Origin of the sequence: Streptomyces sp. NPDC020917 (assembly GCF_044333795.1) — a bacterium.
GTDB lineage: Bacteria > Actinomycetota > Actinomycetes > Streptomycetales > Streptomycetaceae > Actinacidiphila.
On sequence record NZ_JBIRRR010000019.1, the window covers coordinates 1 to 17,652 of the forward strand.

Consider the following 17,652-nt stretch of genomic DNA (forward strand, 5'->3'; position numbering starts at 1 on the left):
CACCCCGGGGCCCGCCCCCGGGGGGGGGGGGCCCGGCGCGGGGGGGGGGGGGGGGGGGGGGCCCCCCCGGCGGGGGGGGGGGGGGCGGGGGGGCGGGGCGGGGGGGGGGGGCCCCCCCCCCCCCCCCGGCTCGATCCGCGTATCACCAGGCGGGTGGGGACGATCCGCGGCTCCGCCGACAGCGCCCCCGCGCCCGGTTCGGCGTCCAGCAGCCCGCGCAGCGCGGCGACCGCCGCCTCGCCCAGGGCCCGCTGGTCCTGGGCGACCGTGGTGAGCGCGGGCCGCACCAGCGCCGCCGCGTCGATGTCGTCGAAGCCGACCACCGCCAGGTCCCGCGGCACCGACAGGCCCGCGTCGGCGGCCGCGTGCATCGCGCCGATCGCCATCTGGTCGCCGGCCGCGAAGATCGCGGTCGGGCGGTCGGCCACCGACAGCAGCCGGCGCCCCGCGGCCTCCCCGCTGGCCAGGAAGAAGTCACCCTCCACCACGTACCCGTCGGGAACGCCCAGCCCCAGGCGCGCGCAGGCCCTGCGGTAGCCGGCCAGCCGCTCGGCGGCCGGCGGCAGGTGCAGCGGGCCGGTGATGGTGGCGATCCGCCGGTGGCCCAGCGCGTACAGGTGCTCCACCGCCGCCTCGGCGCCCGCCGCGTTGTCCGAGCTGACGCGCACGGTGCGCGGCCCGGTGAACGCGGTGTCGATGCCCGCGCACGGCACCGTCGAGGCCGCGAGCATCCGCAGGCAGCGGTCGTCCGGGGGAGTGGTCAGCATGATCACGCCCTCCAGGTTGTGCCGGCTGACCGCCTGCAGATGGGTGCCCTCCGGGTCGTCGGGACCCGGCGTGGTGAGCAGCATCAGGTGGTAGTCGGCCTCCGACACCGCGGTCCGCACCGCGCTCAACAGGCCCAGCAGGAAGGGGTTGTGGAGGCCCTGCGCCTCCTGGCCGCTGTCCCAGACCAGGCCGATGGTGTCCGAGCGGCGGCGCACCAGGGTGCGCGCCGGCTCGTTCGGCGCGTAGCCCAACTCCGCGGCCAGGCGGCGGATCCGCTCGCGGGTGGCCTCGCTCACCTCGGCCCGGTCGTTGAGCGCCCGCGAGACGGTGGCGGTCGAGACGCCGCTGCGGCGGGCGAGTTCACGGATGTTCACGACGTACCCGTTCTGCGCGAGTGGACAGGGGGCCGACCTGCGGGAAGGCGACACAGACAGCCTGAACGAAAACACCTTCTGCGTACAGTCTTGACGATCAGTGAGCACGAGGACAGACTGCCCGCCGTTTGGAAACGTTTACGGCATCAGGTCCCGGCCTGCCGGGACCCCCTACGAACGGGACTCCTGACATGCCTGCAACGCCACGAAGACTACGGACCAAGGGACTTCTCACCCTCGTCACCGCCGCCGCCTGCGTGGCGGCGGTGGCCTCGGTCCCGGCCCAGGCCGGCGACAACCCCACGTACACCAACCCGAACGCCCCCGTGGACGTGCGGGTCAAGGACCTGCTCCACCGGATGACGCTCGCCGAGAAGATCGGTCAGATGGACCAGATCTCGGTGGTGCGGATGCAGGGCGACTGCGAGTGGAGCGGCGGCGACTTCACCGACTCCTGCATGAAGAACGTGCTCGTGGACAACGCCGCGGGATCGGTCCTGTCCGGCGGCGGCGCAGGTCCCGCGGTCAACACGCCCGAGAACTGGGCGAAGATGGTGAACGCCGTGCAGAAGTACGCCGTCACCAACTCGCGGCTGCACATCCCGGTCCTGTACGGCGTCGACGCCGTGCACGGCCACAACAACGTGCTGGGCGCCACGGTCTTCCCGCAGGAGATCGGCATGGGCTCGACGTGGGACCCCGCGCTGGCGCAGGACACCGGTGCCGCCACCGCCCGCGCGGTCGCCGCCACCGGCATCGACTGGAACTTCGCGCCCGTCGCCGACATCGCCCGCGACCAGCGCTGGGGCCGCTACTACGAGACCTACGGCGAGGACCCGCTGCTGTCCGGCACGCTGGCCGCCTCCTCCGTCAAGGGCATCCAGGGCGCCGACGGCGCCAAGAAGGTGGTCGCCACCGTCAAGCACTTCGCCGGCTACGGCCAGCCCGGCAACGGCCACGACCGGGTGCCCGGCGACGTCTCGATCCGCTACCTGCAGGACACCCTGCTGCCCTCGTACAAGACGGCCATCGATGCCGGCGCGCAGACCGTGATGGTCAACTCCGGCGCGATCAACGGCGTTCCGGCCACCGGCTCGCACTACCTGCTGACGACCGTGCTGCGGCAGCAGTTCGGCTTCCAGGGCGTGGTGGTCAGCGACTGGCAGGACGTTCGGGCGCTGCAGACCTCGTACCACGTCGCCGCCGACTACCCCGAGGCCGTCGCCAAGGCGGTCAACGCCGGCCTGGACATGGCCATGGAGCCGTACGACGCGCAGGGCTGGAGCGACGGCCTGAAGGCCGCCGTCGACCGCGGCCTGGTCTCCGTCAAGCGGATCGACGAGTCGGTGACGCGCATCCTGCGGCTCAAGTTCCAGCTCGGCCTGTTCGAACACCCCTATGTGGACGCCTCGAAGGCCGACGGGGCCGTGCTCGGCGCCGACACCGACCTCGCCCGCCGGGCCGCCGACGAGTCGCAGGTGCTGCTGCGCAACGACGGCAACGTGCTGCCCATCGCGCCGTCCGCGAAGAAGATCGTCGTGGCCGGCTCCTACGCCGACGACATCAACGACCAGGTCGGCGGCTGGACCGTCGGCTGGCAGGGTGTGCCCGACGGCGTGCACATCCCCGGCACCACGGTGCTGCAGGGCATCAAGGACGCCGCGCCGTCCGGCACCCAGGTCGTGCAGGCCACGACCGCGGACGACGCGGTCGCGCAGGCCAAGGACGCGGACCTGACCGTCGTCGTGGTCGGCGAGAAGGCCGCGGCCGAGGGCGCCGCCGACAGTCCGCGCCCCGAACTGAGCGCGGACCAGCAGGCGCTGGTGAAGTCCCTGAAGGCCACCGGCAAGCCGGTCGTCACCGTGATGATCGCGGGCCGCCCGCTCGTGCTCGGCGACGCGGACGGCACGCAGGGCCTGCTGATGTCGTGGCTGCCCGGCAGCGAGGGCGGCAAGGCCGTGGCCGACGTGCTGTTCGGCGCGTACAACCCGAGCGGGCGGCTGAGCGCCTCGTGGCCGAAGGACATCGGCAACGAGCCGCTGTACTACCAGCAGTTGCCCGGCACCAACGGCGGCCCCGAGTCCTCGTACGACGCCGCCTACCCGTTCGGCGCGGGCCTGTCCTACACCTCGTACAACTTCGCGTCGATCAAGGCCGGTTCGGCAACCGCGCGGGCCAAGGACACCCTCCACCTGTCGGTCGGCGTCACCAACTCCGGCTCCAGGGCGGGCGACCTGGTCGTCCCGGTGTACGTCTCGCAGCCGTCCAGCGACGTGCTGGCGCCGTCCCGCAAGCTCGTGGCGTTCGCCCGGGTGCACCTGGACGCGGGCCAGTCCCGCACGATCGCCCTCGACGTGCCGCCGAGCAGGCTGGCGGTCACCCCCGGCGACATCGACGGCACCGCGCCGCAGGCCGTGGCGCCCGGCGCCTACGTGTTCACGGTCGGCACCCAGAGCACCACGGTGACCGTGCGCTGACCCGGAACCCCCACACCCGGACGGCGCCGGGCCGGGGGCGGCTTCCCGCCCCCGGCCCGGCGCGTGGTGTGTGATGGACCTTTCGGCGCGGACGGGAGGCCCGATGGGCGGCGAGCAACGCGAGGACGACGGCTGCACCTTCGGCACGGCGGACGAGGACCGGGCGCTGCTGGCCCGGACGCGGGCCGCTCCCGTGCTGGCCGGCCCGCTGCCGGAGTTCGCACCCGAGGACGCCCCCGACGCCCCGGGGCCGCTGTTCGCCCGCTGGCTGGACCGGGCGCTGGCGGACGGCGTGCCGGAACCCCAGGTGATGACGCTCAGCACCGCGGGCGCCGACGGCGCGCCCAGCGCACGCGTCCTGATGCTCCGTGGCATCGACATCGCCGACTGCGCCTGCGCGTTCGCCTCCGACGCGGACAGCCCCAAGGGCCATGACCTGGCCGCCAACCCCCGTGCGGCGCTCACCTGGTACTGGCCCGCGCACGGCCGGCAGATCCGGATGACCGGACCGGTCGACGTCCTCGGCGCCGGCGCGGCGCGGCGCGACTACCTCGGCCGCTCCGCCGCCGCGCGCACCGCCGGGTTCACCGGCCGGATGAGCCGCCCGCTGAGCGGGCCGGCGGAGTACGAGCGCGCGCGGCAGGCCGCGCAGGCCCTGGTCGAGGACGAGCCCGGACGGGTGCCCGAGGGCCACACCCTGTACCGGCTGCGGGCGCAGCAGGCCGAGTTCTTCCAGGCCGACCCCCGGCGCTTCCACCTGCGGGTGCGGTACACGCGGACCGGCGACGGCTGGACCCGGACCTTGCTGTGGCCATGACTCATCCTTGCGAAGGAGCCGCCCTCACTCCCGGGCCGTCCTGCGGGGGAGGCGGAGATGGCCCGCTGAGGCGATGTGCCGGGCGGCCGTCCCTGATGGAGTGGGTGCCGTGTACAGCGACTGCGGACCCCGGCTCGACCTCGGGCGGCTCGCCGACGAGCCCCGCCTGACGCCGGGCGTGCGCGCGGTCGCCGCCGGGGCGCGCAGACGCGCCACCCGCGACGGCGACCGGTTGGTGGACACCGCGCACCTGCTGCACTCGCTGCTGGAGAGCGACCCGGTCGCACGCGACGCCTGCGACGCCGGCACCGGGCGGATGGCCAGGGTGCTCGGCTACCTCGTGCAGCGCAGCATCGGGTACGGGCTGCGGTGGAGCGGCACCGTGGAGGAGAGCGGCGCGCTGCCCGTGCTGGTGCCCTCGGGGGCCGCGGTGCCGCGGCCGCGCCCGCCTGAGGCCGGGGCCGGGGCCGGGGCGCCGGCCGGCGGATCCCTGGACGTCGGATCGCCGGACGCCAGGCCCGTTGACGCCGGATCCCTGGACGCCGGATGGAGCCCGGCGGCCGCTGCGGCGATGCGCCGGGCGGTCGCGCTGGCCCGCAGGCGCGGCAGGGGCCAGGCCGACGGCGTGGACCTGCTGGACGCGCTCGCCGCCGACCCGCAGTGCCGGGCACGCGAGGTGCTGCGCGCGGCCGGACTGGATGTCAGCCGTCACCGGGGTGACGGTCCTGTCGCGAGCTGACATCATGACCGGATGCACGCAACTCAGGGGAGGAACGGCGGCCTGGGCCTCGCCCTGCTCTCGGCCGTCGCGTTCGGGGGCTCGGGGGTGGCGGCCAAGCCGCTGATCGAGGCGGGCTTCGACCCGCTGCACGTGGTGTGGCTGCGGGTCGCCGGCGCCGCGCTCATCCTGCTGCCCGTCGCCCTGCGGCACCGGGCGCTGCCGCGGCAACGGCCCGGGCTGCTCCTCGGGTTCGGCCTGCTCGGCGTCGTCGGCTGCCAGGCCCTGTACTTCGTGGCGATCTCCCGGATCCCGGTCGGCGTCGCGATCCTCGTCGAGTACCTCGGCCCCGCACTGCTGCTCGGCTGGGTGCGGTTCGTGCAGCGCCGCCCGGTCAGCCGGGCGGCCGCCGTGGGCGTGCTGCTGGCGGTGTCCGGTATGGCGGGCGTGGTGGAGATCTGGTCCGGCCTGGCCTTCGACGCGCTGGGCCTGCTCTGCGCGTTCGGCGCCGCGTGCTGCCAGGTCGCCTACTTCGTGCTCGCCGACGACGGCACCCGCAGCGGCGAGGCCCCCGACCCCGTCGCGGTCATCGCCCACGGGCTCGTCATCGGCACCGTGGTCCTCACCGCCGTGGCCCGGCCGTGGGACATCCCCTTCTCCGGCCTCGCGCACCGCGCCGCACTCGGCCAGCGCGAGGTCCCCGCGGTCCTGCTGATCGCCTGGATCGTGCTCGTCGCCACGGTCGTGGCCTATCTGAGCGGGGTCCTCGCCGTGCGCCGGCTGAGCCCGCAGGTCGCCGGGGTGGTCGCCTGCATCGAGGCGGTCGTCGGCACCGTACTGGCGTGGATCCTGCTCGGGGAGCACCTCGGTGCCGTCCAGATACTCGGCGGCGCCCTCGTCCTCTTCGGGGCGTTCGTCGCGCAGACGTCGGCGGCGGCCAAGCGCCGCAAGGGCGACGGGGACGGCCGCGGCGACGGGCAGACGGCCGGGACCGGACCGGCGCTCGGGGCGCTGCCCGATGCCCTGCCCCCGGCGGGGCAGCCGGAGATCGCCGGCGCTCCGTAGCCGCCCGCAGGGCGGGGGTTCGCGGGTGCGGCGCGGCCCCCAGCGGTTGACGATGCCGGTCGTGCCTGGACGGGCAGGCGTTGCGGCGCCCCCGGCATCCCGCCCGCTCCGGATGTCCACAGGTGGGGCGTACGTTTCGGGCCCCGCCGGGATAGGGTGGCCGCATGCTCTCCATGGTTCTCCCGCCGCCGGCCCGCTGACGCGGGCACGCTGCCACCAGATCGGACCCCGGCCTGGCCAGGCCCTCGGAACGCGCGACGCGTGAGCGCCATGCGCGATGCACAACCCCGAGGTGCGGCAGGCGAGTGAGTGCTGCCCGCAGACGGTGACGCCTTCACCCACCCTTTCCCTGCGGGAGTTCCCTCGTGTCATCCACCCACGCCCGGGCCGTCCTGACCGCCCGCCGCGCGCTCCTCTGCGTCGTCTTCGCCGCCACCGCCTGGGGCACCGCGGGCGCGGCGGCCGCCCTGCTCTACAAGGGCAGCGGCCTCGGCCCCTTCGGCCTGACCTTCTGGCGCGCCGCCGGCGGCTTCGTGCTGCTGCTCGGCGCCCGCGCCGCCCGCCGGCCGGCGAACCGCTCCGGCGGCCGGCCGGCCGCGACCACCCCGGCGGACGCCGGAACGAGGCCGCGGAGCCGCGGCCGGAGCGCCGTGCGCCTGCTCGCCACCGGCGCCGCCCTGACCGTCTTCCAGGCCGCGTACTTCTGCGCGGTGCGGTCCACCGGCCTGGCCGTCGCCACGGTGGTCACCCTCGGCGCGGGGCCCGTGCTGATCGCCGTCGCGGCGCGGCTGACCATGGGCGAGCGGTTGGGGCGGGCCGGCGCCTGCGCGGTGGCCGTCGCGCTCGGCGGGCTCGCCGTCCTCGTCCTGGGCGGCGGCAGCGCGACCGTGCGGCCCGCCGGCGTCGCCCTCGCCGTGCTGTCCGCCGCGGGCTACGCCGCCATGACGCTGCTCACCCGCTGGTACGGCCGCCGTGGCGAGGCGGCCGACCCGCTGGACACCTCGCTGTGGTCCTTCGGCCTGTGCGCGTTGGTGCTGCTGCCCGTCGCCGCGGCCGAGGGGCTGCTGCCGCACGCGGACGGGCTCGTCAGGACCGTACTGCTGCTCGGCTACCTCGCCTCGGTGCCCACGGCCGTCGCCTACGCCCTCTACTTCGCGGGCGCGGCGGTGCTGCGCGCGGCCACCGTGTCGGTGATCGCGCTGATCGAACCGGTCTCCGCGGCCGTCATCGCGGTCACCCTGCTCGGCGAGCAGCTCACCGGCGCGACGGTGCTCGGCACGGTCGTGCTGCTCGCCGCGGTCGCCGTCCTCACCTGGGAGGAGGCGCGCACTCCCGCGGCCGTACCGGCGCCCGCCGCGCCGCGGGAACCGGTGGCGGAAGGCAGCAGCGCCGCCTGACCGCCGCCACCTCCCCGCCCGCCTGACCGGGCCGGCACACCGCCCCCGATCCGGTGGGGCCGGGTTGACCGCCGCGGGCCCTGTCGGGCGCTGCGGAACGGGCGGGAGTTGCCGATCGGCGGCTACGCGCCGGCCGGCCTCCCGCCCGCCCCGAGGCGGCGGAGCTGCTGGGCGCGGGCGCCCGCGTCGCGCGGGGCGGCGCGCTCGGCCAGCAGTCCGGTGACCCGGTGCTGGACCTCCTCCGGCTTGTTGCCGCCGAACTTGAACTTGGCCCGGACGTCGGTGACTTCCAGGCGGACCCCGCGGATCCCGGGCAGCATGCGCCCGAACGGGGCCTCGCCGGGGAGCACGGGTGCGGTGCCGCCGTCCGGCTGGAAGTGCCCGAGCTGGCGCCGCAGCAGCTCGGCCTTCTCCTGGGGATCGTCCAGGACGTGTGCCACGGCCAGCAGTTGGACCGCCGCGTAGTAGCTCGTCGGCGTGCCGTGCTCGGTCGGCTGGTCCGGCAGGGCGTGCCAGGGGCCGGGCACGAACGCGTAGTCGTCGACGATGCTCAGGGTGACCCGGGGGCTCGCCTCGAGCGCCGCCCACAGCGGGTTGGGGCGGGCGAGGTGGAGCAGGGCCTCGCCGCGCGCGCCGGGTGCCGGGTCGTAGGCGAAGTGCACGGGCTGGACGAACGGCGGCTCGCCGTCGAGGCCGTTGACGGCCAGCTGCCCGAAGTCGCGGCCGGCCAGCCAGGCCCGCCACTCGGCCTCGTCCGCGGCCGCGTCCCAGGGGTGGATCAGCATGGTGCGGTGTCCTCTCGGGCCGCGCCGCGCGGGCCGGCGGGCGCCAGGTAGCCGGGCAGGACGATCGACGGGTCGAGGTCGCCGGCGGGGACCGGCACCCCGTAGGCCGGGCGTACCGGCACCACTCCCGTCCAGTGCGGCAGTCCGAGGTCCTCGGGTTCGTCGTTGGGTCCTCCGGTGCGGACCTTCGCCGACACCTCGGCCAGGTCCAGGCGCATCACGGCGGTCGAGGCCAGCTCCTTGGCGTTGGCCCGCCGGGAGTCGGCCGCCCTGCCGGGGACGGCCTGGTCGACGATCGTGTCGAGCGCCAGCGAGCGCTCCGCGGGGTCGGTGACCTGGTGGGCCGTGCCGTGCACCACCACCGAGCGGTAGTTGATCGAGTGGTGGAACGCGGACCGGGCGAGCACCAGGCCGTCGACATGGGTGACGGTCAGGCACACCGGCAGCCCGTCGCCGCCGCCGGCCGCGCGCAGCGGGCGCGAGCCGGTGGAGCCGTGCACGTACAGCCGCTCCCCGTACCGCGCGTACAGGGTCGGCAGCACGACGGGCGCCCCGTCGCGGACGAAGCCCAGATGGCACAGGTAGCCGGCGTCGAGGATGCCGTGCACCAGCTCCCGGTCGTAGGCGGCGCGTTCGCGCAGCCGGGTGGGGACGGTGCGCGGCGTGGCAGGGTAGGCGGCGGGCGGGCCGGACTCGGAATCCCGTGTCATGACTGGCGCGATCCTTTGCACTAGTGCATAATTACTTTTGTGCTAGGAGAGTATCGGATCACTGGTCGGGGCGCATCGGCTATCGCCGCGGACATCGAGAGCGCCGTGGGCGCGGGGGCGCTGGCCCCGGGCGCGGCGCTGCCGCCGCTGCGCGAGCTGGCCCGCGAGCTGGAGGTCAACCCCAACACCGTGGCCGCCGCGTACCGGCTGCTGCGCGACCGCGGGGTGATCGAGACGGCGGGCCGGCGCGGCAGCCGGGTGCGGGCGCGGCCGGCCACCGCGCCCCGCGACCAGATCCGGATCGACGTCCCCGCGCAGGCCCGCGACATCTCCACCGGCAACCCCGACCTCGCCCTGCTGCCGCCGCTCGCCGACGCGCTGGCCTCGGCCGCCGCCCACCACGCGCAGGCGCCCGCCCTCTACGGCGGGCCGCCCGTCGACCCCGAGCTGAGCCGGCTGGCCCGCGCCGCCTTCGACGCGGACGGCGTGCCCGCCGGCCCGATCGGCCTCACCTCCGGCTCCCTGGACGCCATCGAGCGGGTGCTGGCCGCGCACCTGCGGCCCGGCGACGCGGTGGCCGTCGAGGACCCGGGGTGGGGGAGCGTGCTGGACCTGGTGCCGGCGATGGGGCTGCGGGTGGAGCCGGTCGCCGTCGACGACGAAGGACCGGTGCCCGCCGGGGTCGCCCGCGCCCTGGAGTCCGGCGCGCGGGCCCTGGTGGTCACCGACCGGGGCCAGAACCCGACCGGTGCGGCCCTGTCCGCCGCGCGGGCCGCGGAGTTGCGGGAGCTGCTGGCCGCCCACCGCGGCGTGCTGGTGGTCGACGACGACCATGTGCACGGGCTGACCGACCTGCCGCTGCACTGCCTGTCCGGCGCCACCGACCACTGGGCGCTGGTGCGTTCCACGGCCAAGGCGTACGGTCCGGACCTGCGGCTCGCCGTCTACACCGGTGACGCGGTCACCGTCGACCGGGTGCGCGGCCGGCACCGGTTGGGCGCGGGCTGGGTCAGCCACCTGCTGCAGCGCGCCGTGGTCCACCTGTGGCGGACCGGCGCCGTGGACACCGCCGCGACCGCGCGCTCCTACGACCAGCGGCGCGACGCGCTGCTCGGGGCACTCGCCGACCGGGGTATCGCCGCGCACGGGCGCAGCGGGATGAACGTGTGGGTGCCGGTCCCTGACGAGACCGGCGCCGTCGCCGGGCTGCTGCAGCGCGGCTGGGCGGTCGCCCCCGGCGCCCGCTTCCGCGCCCGCTCGGCGCCCGGGATCCGGCTGACCGTCTCACCGCTGGCCCCGGACGACATCGAGCCGCTCGCCGACGCCGTCGCCGCGGTGTTCCGCCCGGCCGGGGCGGGCCGCTATGCCTGACCCGGACGCCGGCCCCACTACAGCCCCTGGCTCCGCGGCTCCCGCGGCCGACGCTGGGTGAGGGCCGCGCCGACCAGGATGACGACCGCGCCCACCGGCTCGTTCCAGCTCAGCGACTCGCCGAGCAGCAGTACGCCGGCCGCCGTGGCGACGATCGGGATCAGATAGGTGACCATCGAGCCGATCGTCGGGCCCTTCTCGGCGACCAGGCCGTACTGCACCAGGAACGCGAGCCCGGTGCCCAGGGCGCCCAGCGCCAGCACCGACAGCACCGACTTCACCGGGTACGACGACGGCAGCGAGGTGAAGAACGGCGTCACGACCAGCAGTTGCAACGTGCCGAGCATCAACTGGCTCGCGGACATGGCCAGGTTGGAGCTGCCGGAGTTCGACAGGGTGCGCCGCACGTAGGCCCAGCCGACCGCGTAGCTGACCGCCGCCGTCAGCGCCATGATCGTGCCCTTGGGGTCCTGGCCCGAGAACCCCTGCCAGGCGCCGAGGACGGTGAGCACCCCGGCGAAGCCCAGTCCGACGCCGGCGAAGCGCTGCCGCGACGGCCGGTCCTCGGAGAGCGCCACGACCGAGACCAGCATCGAGAACAGCGGCGTCGCCGCGTTGCAGATCCCGGCGAGCATCGACGGGATGGTCTGCTCGGCGGTCGCGAAGAGCGTGAACGGCAGCGAGTTGAGCAGGAAGGACGCCACCAGCAGGTGCAGCCACACGCGCCGTCCGCGCGGCAGCCGCTCCCGCTTGACCGCGACCGCGGTGGCCAGCACCGCGGTGCCGAACACCATCCGGCCCAGCGTCACCTGCAGGGGCGCGAACGCCTCGTTCCCCACCTTCATGAACAGGAAGCTGAAGCCCCAGACCAGGCCGAGCGCGGCGAAGCGGATCCGCCAGTCCGTGAGCCCGCGCAGCAGGGCGCTGCCCGGGCCCGCGGGTGCGGCAGGAGACGCGACCGCCGGGGCGGACGCGGACGCGGAAGCGGAGACGGGAGCGGACGCGGGGGCGTCGGTTGCCGCGGGTGCGGCTTGCGGTGCGGGCGCCGCGGCAGCGGCGGAATCCACGGAATCCACGGAATCCACGGAACCCACGGGAGGGGTCTCGGCGGGAGCGGTCATGGCACCACGATGACGGCAGCGACGTCGTAGAACAAGCGAGAATTCGTACACAGACGACGTAGAATCACTAACATGTTGAGCCTGGAGCGCCTCCGCATCCTGCATGCCATCGACACCTACGGATCGGTGAGCGCCGCCGCGGACGTGCTCAGCGTGACGACCTCCGCGGTGTCGCAGCAGATGGCCAAGCTGGAGCGGGAGACCGGCCAGTCCCTGCTGGCCAGGAACGGCCGCGGGGTGCGGCTGACCGACGCCGGTCGGCTGCTGTCCGGGCACGCCGAGCGGATACTGTCCCTGGTCGAGCTGGCGCACTCCGACCTGGAGGCGCACCGCGGCGCCGCGGTCGGCGAGCTGCGGGCGGGCGCCTTCCCCACCGCGGTCCGCGGCCTGTTCCCCACCGCGCTCACCGAGCTGCGCCGCGGGCATCCGCAACTGCGCACCGTCGTCCACGAGTTGGAACCGCACGACCAGCTGTCCCGGCTGGTGCGCGGCGACATCGACCTGGCCGTCGTCCTCGACTGGTACAACAAGCCGCTGTCGCTGCCCGGCGGGCTCGCCAAGGCCCCGCTCTTCGACGACATCGCCGACGTCGCGGTGCCGGTCGGCCACCGGCTGGACGGACGGGCGCAGATCGAACTGGACGAGTTGGCCGACGAGGAGTGGATCGCCTGGCCGGACGGCGGCTTCTGCCACGAGTGGCTGCTGTTCACGCTGCGCGGCAAGGGCATCGAGCCGCGGATCTCGCACCACGCCGAGGAGCACGCCACGGTGCTCGCGCTGGTGGCCGCCGGGCTGGGCGTCGCCGTCATGCCGCGGCTGGGCCGCGACCCGATGCCGGACGGCGTGCGGATCGTGCCGGTGCGCTCCACCATGTGCCGCCATGTGTACGCGGTCTGGCGGGAGGACGCCGACCGCCGGCCCGCGATCCGGGTGGCGGTCGACGCCCTGCGCCGCTCGGCCGAGCGCTACACCGGCTGACACCGGCCGGTCCTGGCCGGGCTCGGGCCGGGGCGAGGCCGGGCTCGGGCCGGGCTCAGGCCAGCGAGATCTCGCCGCCGGAGACCGTGACCTGCTTGGACGGCAGCGGCGCCTGCGCCGGCCCGCCGGCCACGCTGCCGTCGGCCACGTGGAACTTGCTGCCGTGGCACGGGCAGTTGATCGTTCCGCCGGACACGCTGGCGACCGTGCAGCCCTGGTGGGTGCACACCGCGGAGAAGCCCTTGAACTGGCCCGCGGCCGGCTGGGTGACGACGACCTTCTGGTCGGCGAAGACCATGCCGCCGCCGACCGGGATCTCCGAGGTCTTGGCGAGCGGGGTGCCGCCGCCGGGCGCGGTCGTGCTCCCGGAGCCCGCGCCGGAATCGGTGGGGGAGGCGGTGGAGCCGTCCGTCGGCTGGGTCGTGCCGCCGGAGTCCGTCGACGCCCCGCCCGTCGTGGGGTTGGCGTCCGAGCCGGAGCCCTTGTCGGACGAGCCGCACGCGGTGAGGACGGCGGCGAGGCCCACGCCTCCGGCCGCCGCGACGACGGTGCGGCGGGTGGGGGTCTCGAGGCTTGCGGGGGTTTCGGCCATGAGCTGCTTCCTGTCGACTGGTCGGGCCCGGCGGGCCGGCGCGAACCGGCCCGCCGCGTCGTTGCACGCGTGACCGTTCATACGGCCTGCGGCGGCGAAACATTCAGCGACGCGCGCAGGAAGTTCAACTGGTGCCGCAACAGCCCCTCCACCACCACCGGATCGGTGGGTCCGTGGGTGACGTTCGACAGCGGCAGCACCTGGTGCATGCGCCCGGCGGCGAGCAGCGCCGCGGACATCCGCAGCGTGTGCGCGGCCACCACGTTGTCGTCGGCCAACCCGTGCACCAGCAGCAGCGGGCGGCGCAGCGAGGCCGCCTCCCCGATCGGCGACGAACGGTCGTACGCCGCGGGCTCCTCGTCGGGGTGGCCGAGGAACCGCTCGCGCCAGTGCGTGTCGTACAGCCGCTGGTCGCTCGGGCCCGCGCCGCAGATCGCCGCGTGGAAGACGTCCGGCCGGCGCAGCACCGCGGCTGCGGCGAGCGTCCCGCCGTAGGACCAGCCGCGCATCGCCACCCGGCCCAGGTCGAGGTCGGGGCAGTGCGCGGCGGCCGCGTGCAGCGCCGTCACCTGGTCCTCGATCGGCGCGCCGAGCGTGTCGCCGTGCACCGTCTTCTCCCACACGGGCCCGCGTCCGCGCGTGCCCCTGCCGTCCGCGACGACCACCGCGAAGCCCTCCTCCGCGAACCACTGCGCCTCGCACAGCGGCCAGTAGCGGCCGTGCAGCACCAACTGCATGGCGGGCCCGCCGTAGGGCGCCATCAGCACCGGCAGCGGGTCGCCGCCCGGCCGGTGCCACGACGGCAGCAGCAGCGCGGTGCGCACCGCGAGCTCGCCGGCCCGCAGCCAGGTCACCCGCGGCGGCGTCACCGGCTCGGCGCTCAGGCAGGCGACCGGCAGCGGCGCCCCCTCGGCGGGCAGCAGCCGGAACCGGGGCCCGTCGTCGGTGTGCGAGTCGAGCAGCAGGGCGCCGCCCGCCCGCTGCCCGGTGTGGACGCCGGGCTCCTCGCTCAGCCGCTCGGCACCGCTCTGCGGCGCGTACGACCAAAGGTGCACCTCGGTCGGCTCGTCGCTCGCGGTGAACAGCACGGACTCGCCCGCGACGTCCTCGACGGAGCGTATCTGCAGCCCCTCCGGGGTGACCGGCTCGCCCGCGACGGTGAGCCGGCGGGTCCCGCCCAGGTCTGCGGTGTGCACCAGGGCGCCCGACGCGGTCCTGGCCGGCGTGCCCGGGATCAGCTCCACCCAGGCGGGGTCGCGCTGCTCGTGCAGCAGCCGGGTCGCGCCGGTCGCGGGATCGGCGGCGAGCACCCGCAGGGTCCGCTGGTCGCGGCTCTGCACGGCCAGCAGCGGTCCGTGCGCGTCCCATCCGGCCCTCGCCAGGTACTCGTACGCGGTCCGGTCCCAGACGACCTCGGTCCTGGTCCCGTCCAGCCCGAACACGTGCAGGGACACGTCGGCGTTGGCGGTGCCGGCCGCCGGGTACGCCACCTCGCGCGGCGGCCGCGACGGGTTGGCGGGATCGGCGATCCACCAGCGCTGCACGGGGGAGTCGTCCACCCGGGCGGCCAGCAGGTGCCGGCCGTCCGGCGCCCACCAGTGGCCGCGGTACCGGCCCATCGACTCCGAGGCCACGTGCTCGGCCAGGCCGTAGGTGACGTCCGCGCCCTCCGGCGCCGCCACCAGCAGGCCGGGGGCGCCGTCGAGGTCGGCCACGTGCAGGGCGCCGCCGCTGACGTACGCGACCCGGCGCCCGCCGGGCGAGAGCCGCGGGTCCACGACCGGCCCCGCGGTCGGCACCGGCCGCGGCGGGCCGTCGGGCCGTTCCCAGCACCACAGGGCGCCGTCGAGCGCGAAGACCACGGTGCCGAGATCGGGGTCCGCGTCGTAGCCGACGATGCCGCCGGTGCGCTCCCGCGCCCGCTCCCTGCGGATCCGTTCGGCCTCCGGGACGCCGTCGGAGGAGCCGCCGAGCGTGTCCGGGTCGACGAGCAGGTGCTCGCCGTCGCCGTCGAGCAGCCACAGGCAGCCGGTGCGGTCCTCGGGACCGCGGGTGCGCAGGAACAGCGCGGCGGTGCCGTCGGCGGACAGCGTGAACGCCCGCGGGGCGCCGAGGGAGTAGCGCTGCGTCCGGGCGATCTGTCCGGGGAACGCGGCCGAGGCGGAAGAGGTGGGGTCGGGGGAGGTGGTGGAGATCATGTCCATAAGGGCAGTCTCCACCCCACTAACCTGGGGGGATGTTGAGAGAAGTGACGGGCATCCGCTACGTGACGCCGCTGCGCGAGGGCGGCTCGGTGCCCGGTGTGGTCGAGGCCGACGACCTCGGTACCTATGTCGTGAAGTTCACCGGCGCGGCCCAGGGCCGGAAGGCGCTGGTCGCCGAGGTGATCGCCGGTGAACTCGGCAGGCGGCTCGGCCTGCGGGTGCCCGAACTCGTGCGGTTCGAGTTCGACCCGGTGATCGGCCTGGGCGAACCCGACCAGGAGATCCAGGACCTGCTGAAGGCGAGTGGCGGGCTCAACCTCGGGATGGACTTCCTGCCCGGCTCCCTCGGGTTCGATCCGCTGGTGTTCACCGTGGATCCCGCGGAGGCGAGCCGCATCGTGTGGTTCGACGCGCTCATCGGCAACGTCGACCGTTCGTGGCGGAATCCTAACATGCTGGTCTGGCACAAGGACTTGTGGCTGATCGACCACGGCGCTTCGCTCATCTGGCACCACAACTGGCCCTCCGCCGAGGCGTCCGCGGCCCGGCCGTACGACGCCTCCGACCATGCGCTGTCCCGCTTCGACCCCGAACCGGCCGCGGTGGCGGCTGAGTTGACGGCGAAGGTGACCGAGGAGCTGCTGGCCGAGGTGACCGCGCTGGTGCCGGACGCCTGGCTGGCCGACGAGCCGGGCTTCGACGCGCCCGACGACGTGCGCCGCGCGTACGCGCGCCTGCTGGGCGCCCGCGCCCACGACGTCCACCTCCGGATCACCACCGCGCCCGGGCGCCGCGAGAAGCAGCCGCCGCCGGAGTGGCTGCGCCCCTGGGTCGAGGGCCACGCCGAAGGGAAGGGCGCCAAGTGAACGCGCGGGACGTCTTCGAGTACGCGCTCGTGCGCGTGGTGCCGCGGATCGAGCGCGGCGAGATGATCAACGCCGGGGTGCTGGTGTACTGCCGGGCGCAGAGCTACGTCGGCGCCCGGGTCCACCTGGACGAAGTGCGGCTGCGCTGCCTGGACCCCGATGTGGACGTGGACGGCGTCCGCGCCGCGCTGCGCGGCTACCAGGGCATCTGCGAGGGCGGCGACCGCGCCGGGCAGGCGGCGGAGGACGACCCGGGCCGCAGGTTCCGCTGGCTGACCGCGCCGCGCAGCACCATCGTCCAGCCGGGCCCCATCCACACCGGGCTGACCGCCGACGCCGACCGCGAGGTGGACCGGCTGCTGGAGCTGCTGGTCCGGTGAGCCGTGGGCCGGGGGCGCGCACCCCGGCGCCGGAACCCGGGCGGGTGCCCGCGGAACCCGAGCGCCCGCGCGCGGACCCGGGTGCGCGCCCCCGGTCGATCCCGTGCCATGAGCCACATCCGCCGTGGTGGCGTTGACACAGGGTCACGGCACTCCTACGGTTTCGGCTACGGGACCTACTAAGCGGTCGCTCATACGTCTGGATGTGTCTGCCGGGCGGGTGCGCGGCCGCCTCACCGGGCTGAGGAGACACAGATGTCCACCACCGAGCAGCGCGTCGCGATCGTCACCGGCGCCGCCCGCGGCATCGGCGCCGCCACCGCGGTGCGGCTGGCGCAGGAAGGCCGCGCCGTCGCCGTACTCGACCTCGACGAGGGGGCGTGCAAGGACACCGTCGAGACCATCACCGCGGCCGGCGGCCGGGCCCTCGCGGTCGGCGCCGACGTGTCCGACGAGGCCCAGGTCGAGGCCGCCGTCGCCCGGGTCGCCGAGGAACTGGGCGCGCCCACCGTGCTGGTGAACAACGCGGGAGTGCTGCGCGACAACCTGCTCTTCAAGATGACCGCCACCGACTGGGACACCGTCATGGGCGTCCATCTGCGCGGCGCCTTCCTGATGACGCGTGCGGTCCAGAAGCACATGGTGGACGCCAAGTTCGGCCGGGTCGTCAACCTCTCGTCGTCCTCCGCGCTCGGCAACCGCGGCCAGGTCAACTACTCGGCCGCGAAGGCCGGTCTGCAGGGCTTCACCAAGACCCTGGCCATCGAACTGGGCAAGTTCGGTGTCACGGCCAACGCGGTCGCGCCCGGCTTCATCGTCACCGACATGACCGCGGCCACCGCCGCCCGCGTCGGCATGGGCTTCGAGGAGTTCCAGGCCGCGGCCGCCACCCAGATCCCGGTCCAGCGCGTCGGCCGCCCCGAGGACGTCGCCAACGCGATCGCCTTCTTCACCGGCGACGCGGCCGGCTTCGTCACCGGCCAGGTCATGTACGTGGCCGGCGGCCCGCTCAACTGACCCGCACACGAA

At 75.1% G+C, this 17,652-nt stretch carries 16 protein-coding genes; 10 read left to right on the forward strand and 6 right to left on the reverse strand.

Features of this window, described 5'->3' with window-relative positions; genetic code table 11:
• Positions 1 to 1,142 (reverse strand): LacI family DNA-binding transcriptional regulator (locus ACH4TG_RS31130; RefSeq protein WP_398245938.1); only part of this gene is annotated, 1,142 nt, incomplete at its 3' end.
• 191 nt (positions 1,143 to 1,333) lie between these two features.
• On the opposite strand from ACH4TG_RS31130, the gene ACH4TG_RS31135 reads away from it, so the two are divergent.
• The 5 genes from ACH4TG_RS31135 to ACH4TG_RS31155 all read left to right on the forward strand — a co-directional run bounded on the left by ACH4TG_RS31135 (position 1,334) and on the right by ACH4TG_RS31155 (position 7,616).
• On the forward strand, positions 1,334 to 3,619 hold the full coding sequence (locus ACH4TG_RS31135; protein ID WP_398245939.1) for a glycoside hydrolase family 3 N-terminal domain-containing protein: 2,286 nt from the start codon (positions 1,334 to 1,336) through the stop codon (positions 3,617 to 3,619).
• A gap of 103 nt (positions 3,620 to 3,722) precedes the next feature.
• Positions 3,723 to 4,436 (forward strand): pyridoxal 5'-phosphate synthase, encoded by a 714-nt coding sequence (locus ACH4TG_RS31140; protein WP_398245940.1) that lies wholly within the window; start codon positions 3,723 to 3,725, stop codon positions 4,434 to 4,436.
• Positions 4,437 to 4,545: 109 nt separating this feature from the next.
• Positions 4,546 to 5,175 carry a Clp protease N-terminal domain-containing protein gene (locus tag ACH4TG_RS31145; protein ID WP_398245941.1) on the forward strand — a complete coding sequence of 210 codons (630 nt, stop codon included), beginning with the start codon at positions 4,546 to 4,548 and terminating at the stop codon, positions 5,173 to 5,175.
• Positions 5,176 to 5,187: 12 nt separating this feature from the next.
• Entirely contained in the window at positions 5,188 to 6,219 is a 1,032-nt protein-coding gene (locus ACH4TG_RS31150) for an EamA family transporter (RefSeq protein ID WP_398245942.1), read from the forward strand.
• A 365-nt stretch (positions 6,220 to 6,584) separates the two neighbouring features.
• The gene (locus ACH4TG_RS31155; RefSeq protein WP_398245943.1) at positions 6,585 to 7,616 is read left to right on the forward strand and encodes a DMT family transporter; all 1,032 of its coding nucleotides are present in this window, start codon (positions 6,585 to 6,587) and stop codon (positions 7,614 to 7,616) included.
• A gap of 122 nt (positions 7,617 to 7,738) precedes the next feature.
• On the opposite strand, the gene ACH4TG_RS31160 is transcribed toward ACH4TG_RS31155, so the two are convergent.
• Together ACH4TG_RS31160 and ACH4TG_RS31165 are read right to left on the reverse strand one after the other, a co-directional pair.
• On the reverse strand, positions 7,739 to 8,401 hold the full coding sequence (locus ACH4TG_RS31160; protein ID WP_398245944.1) for an FMN-binding negative transcriptional regulator: 663 nt from the start codon (positions 8,399 to 8,401) through the stop codon (positions 7,739 to 7,741).
• Positions 8,395 to 9,111: a pyridoxamine 5'-phosphate oxidase family protein gene (locus tag ACH4TG_RS31165; protein ID WP_398245945.1), complete on the reverse strand. Its 717-nt coding sequence runs from the start codon at positions 9,109 to 9,111 to the stop codon at positions 8,395 to 8,397. Before ACH4TG_RS31165 ends, ACH4TG_RS31160 begins: the two co-directional genes overlap by 7 nt.
• A gap of 39 nt (positions 9,112 to 9,150) precedes the next feature.
• Between ACH4TG_RS31165 and ACH4TG_RS31170 the strand changes: the two genes are divergently transcribed.
• A complete protein-coding gene (locus ACH4TG_RS31170; protein ID WP_398245946.1) occupies positions 9,151 to 10,482 on the forward strand; it encodes an aminotransferase class I/II-fold pyridoxal phosphate-dependent enzyme in 1,332 nt (443 codons plus the stop codon).
• Positions 10,483 to 10,499: 17 nt separating this feature from the next.
• On the opposite strand, the gene ACH4TG_RS31175 is transcribed toward ACH4TG_RS31170, so the two are convergent.
• Positions 10,500 to 11,549, reverse strand: coding sequence for a DMT family transporter (locus tag ACH4TG_RS31175; RefSeq protein WP_398245947.1), 1,050 nt, complete (start codon positions 11,547 to 11,549; stop codon positions 10,500 to 10,502).
• A gap of 126 nt (positions 11,550 to 11,675) precedes the next feature.
• Here ACH4TG_RS31175 and ACH4TG_RS31180 point away from each other — a divergent pair, with 126 nt between their 5' ends.
• Complete coding sequence (locus tag ACH4TG_RS31180) at positions 11,676 to 12,581, forward strand: LysR family transcriptional regulator (RefSeq protein ID WP_398245948.1); 906 nt, start codon at positions 11,676 to 11,678, stop codon at positions 12,579 to 12,581.
• A gap of 55 nt (positions 12,582 to 12,636) precedes the next feature.
• Here ACH4TG_RS31180 and ACH4TG_RS31185 read toward each other — a convergent pair whose 3' ends face one another.
• Both ACH4TG_RS31185 and ACH4TG_RS31190 read right to left on the reverse strand, forming a co-directional pair.
• Positions 12,637 to 13,173 carry a Rieske (2Fe-2S) protein gene (locus ACH4TG_RS31185; RefSeq protein ID WP_398245949.1) on the reverse strand — a complete coding sequence of 179 codons (537 nt, stop codon included), beginning with the start codon at positions 13,171 to 13,173 and terminating at the stop codon, positions 12,637 to 12,639.
• A gap of 77 nt (positions 13,174 to 13,250) precedes the next feature.
• Positions 13,251 to 15,371, reverse strand: coding sequence for a prolyl oligopeptidase family serine peptidase (locus ACH4TG_RS31190; RefSeq protein ID WP_398246087.1), 2,121 nt, complete (start codon positions 15,369 to 15,371; stop codon positions 13,251 to 13,253).
• A gap of 38 nt (positions 15,372 to 15,409) precedes the next feature.
• Here ACH4TG_RS31190 and ACH4TG_RS31195 point away from each other — a divergent pair, with 38 nt between their 5' ends.
• The 3 genes from ACH4TG_RS31195 to fabG all read left to right on the forward strand — a co-directional run bounded on the left by ACH4TG_RS31195 (position 15,410) and on the right by fabG (position 17,640).
• Positions 15,410 to 16,243, forward strand: a complete 834-nt coding sequence (locus tag ACH4TG_RS31195; RefSeq protein ID WP_398245950.1) for a HipA family kinase — start codon at positions 15,410 to 15,412, stop codon at positions 16,241 to 16,243.
• Positions 16,240 to 16,623: a DUF3037 domain-containing protein gene (locus tag ACH4TG_RS31200; RefSeq protein WP_398245951.1), complete on the forward strand. Its 384-nt coding sequence runs from the start codon at positions 16,240 to 16,242 to the stop codon at positions 16,621 to 16,623. The genes ACH4TG_RS31195 and ACH4TG_RS31200 overlap by 4 nt, the downstream gene beginning before the upstream one ends.
• A 255-nt stretch (positions 16,624 to 16,878) precedes the next feature.
• The gene (gene fabG, locus ACH4TG_RS31205; RefSeq protein ID WP_398245952.1) at positions 16,879 to 17,640 is read left to right on the forward strand and encodes a 3-oxoacyl-ACP reductase FabG; all 762 of its coding nucleotides are present in this window, start codon (positions 16,879 to 16,881) and stop codon (positions 17,638 to 17,640) included.
• Positions 17,641 to 17,652 lie beyond the last annotated feature (12 nt).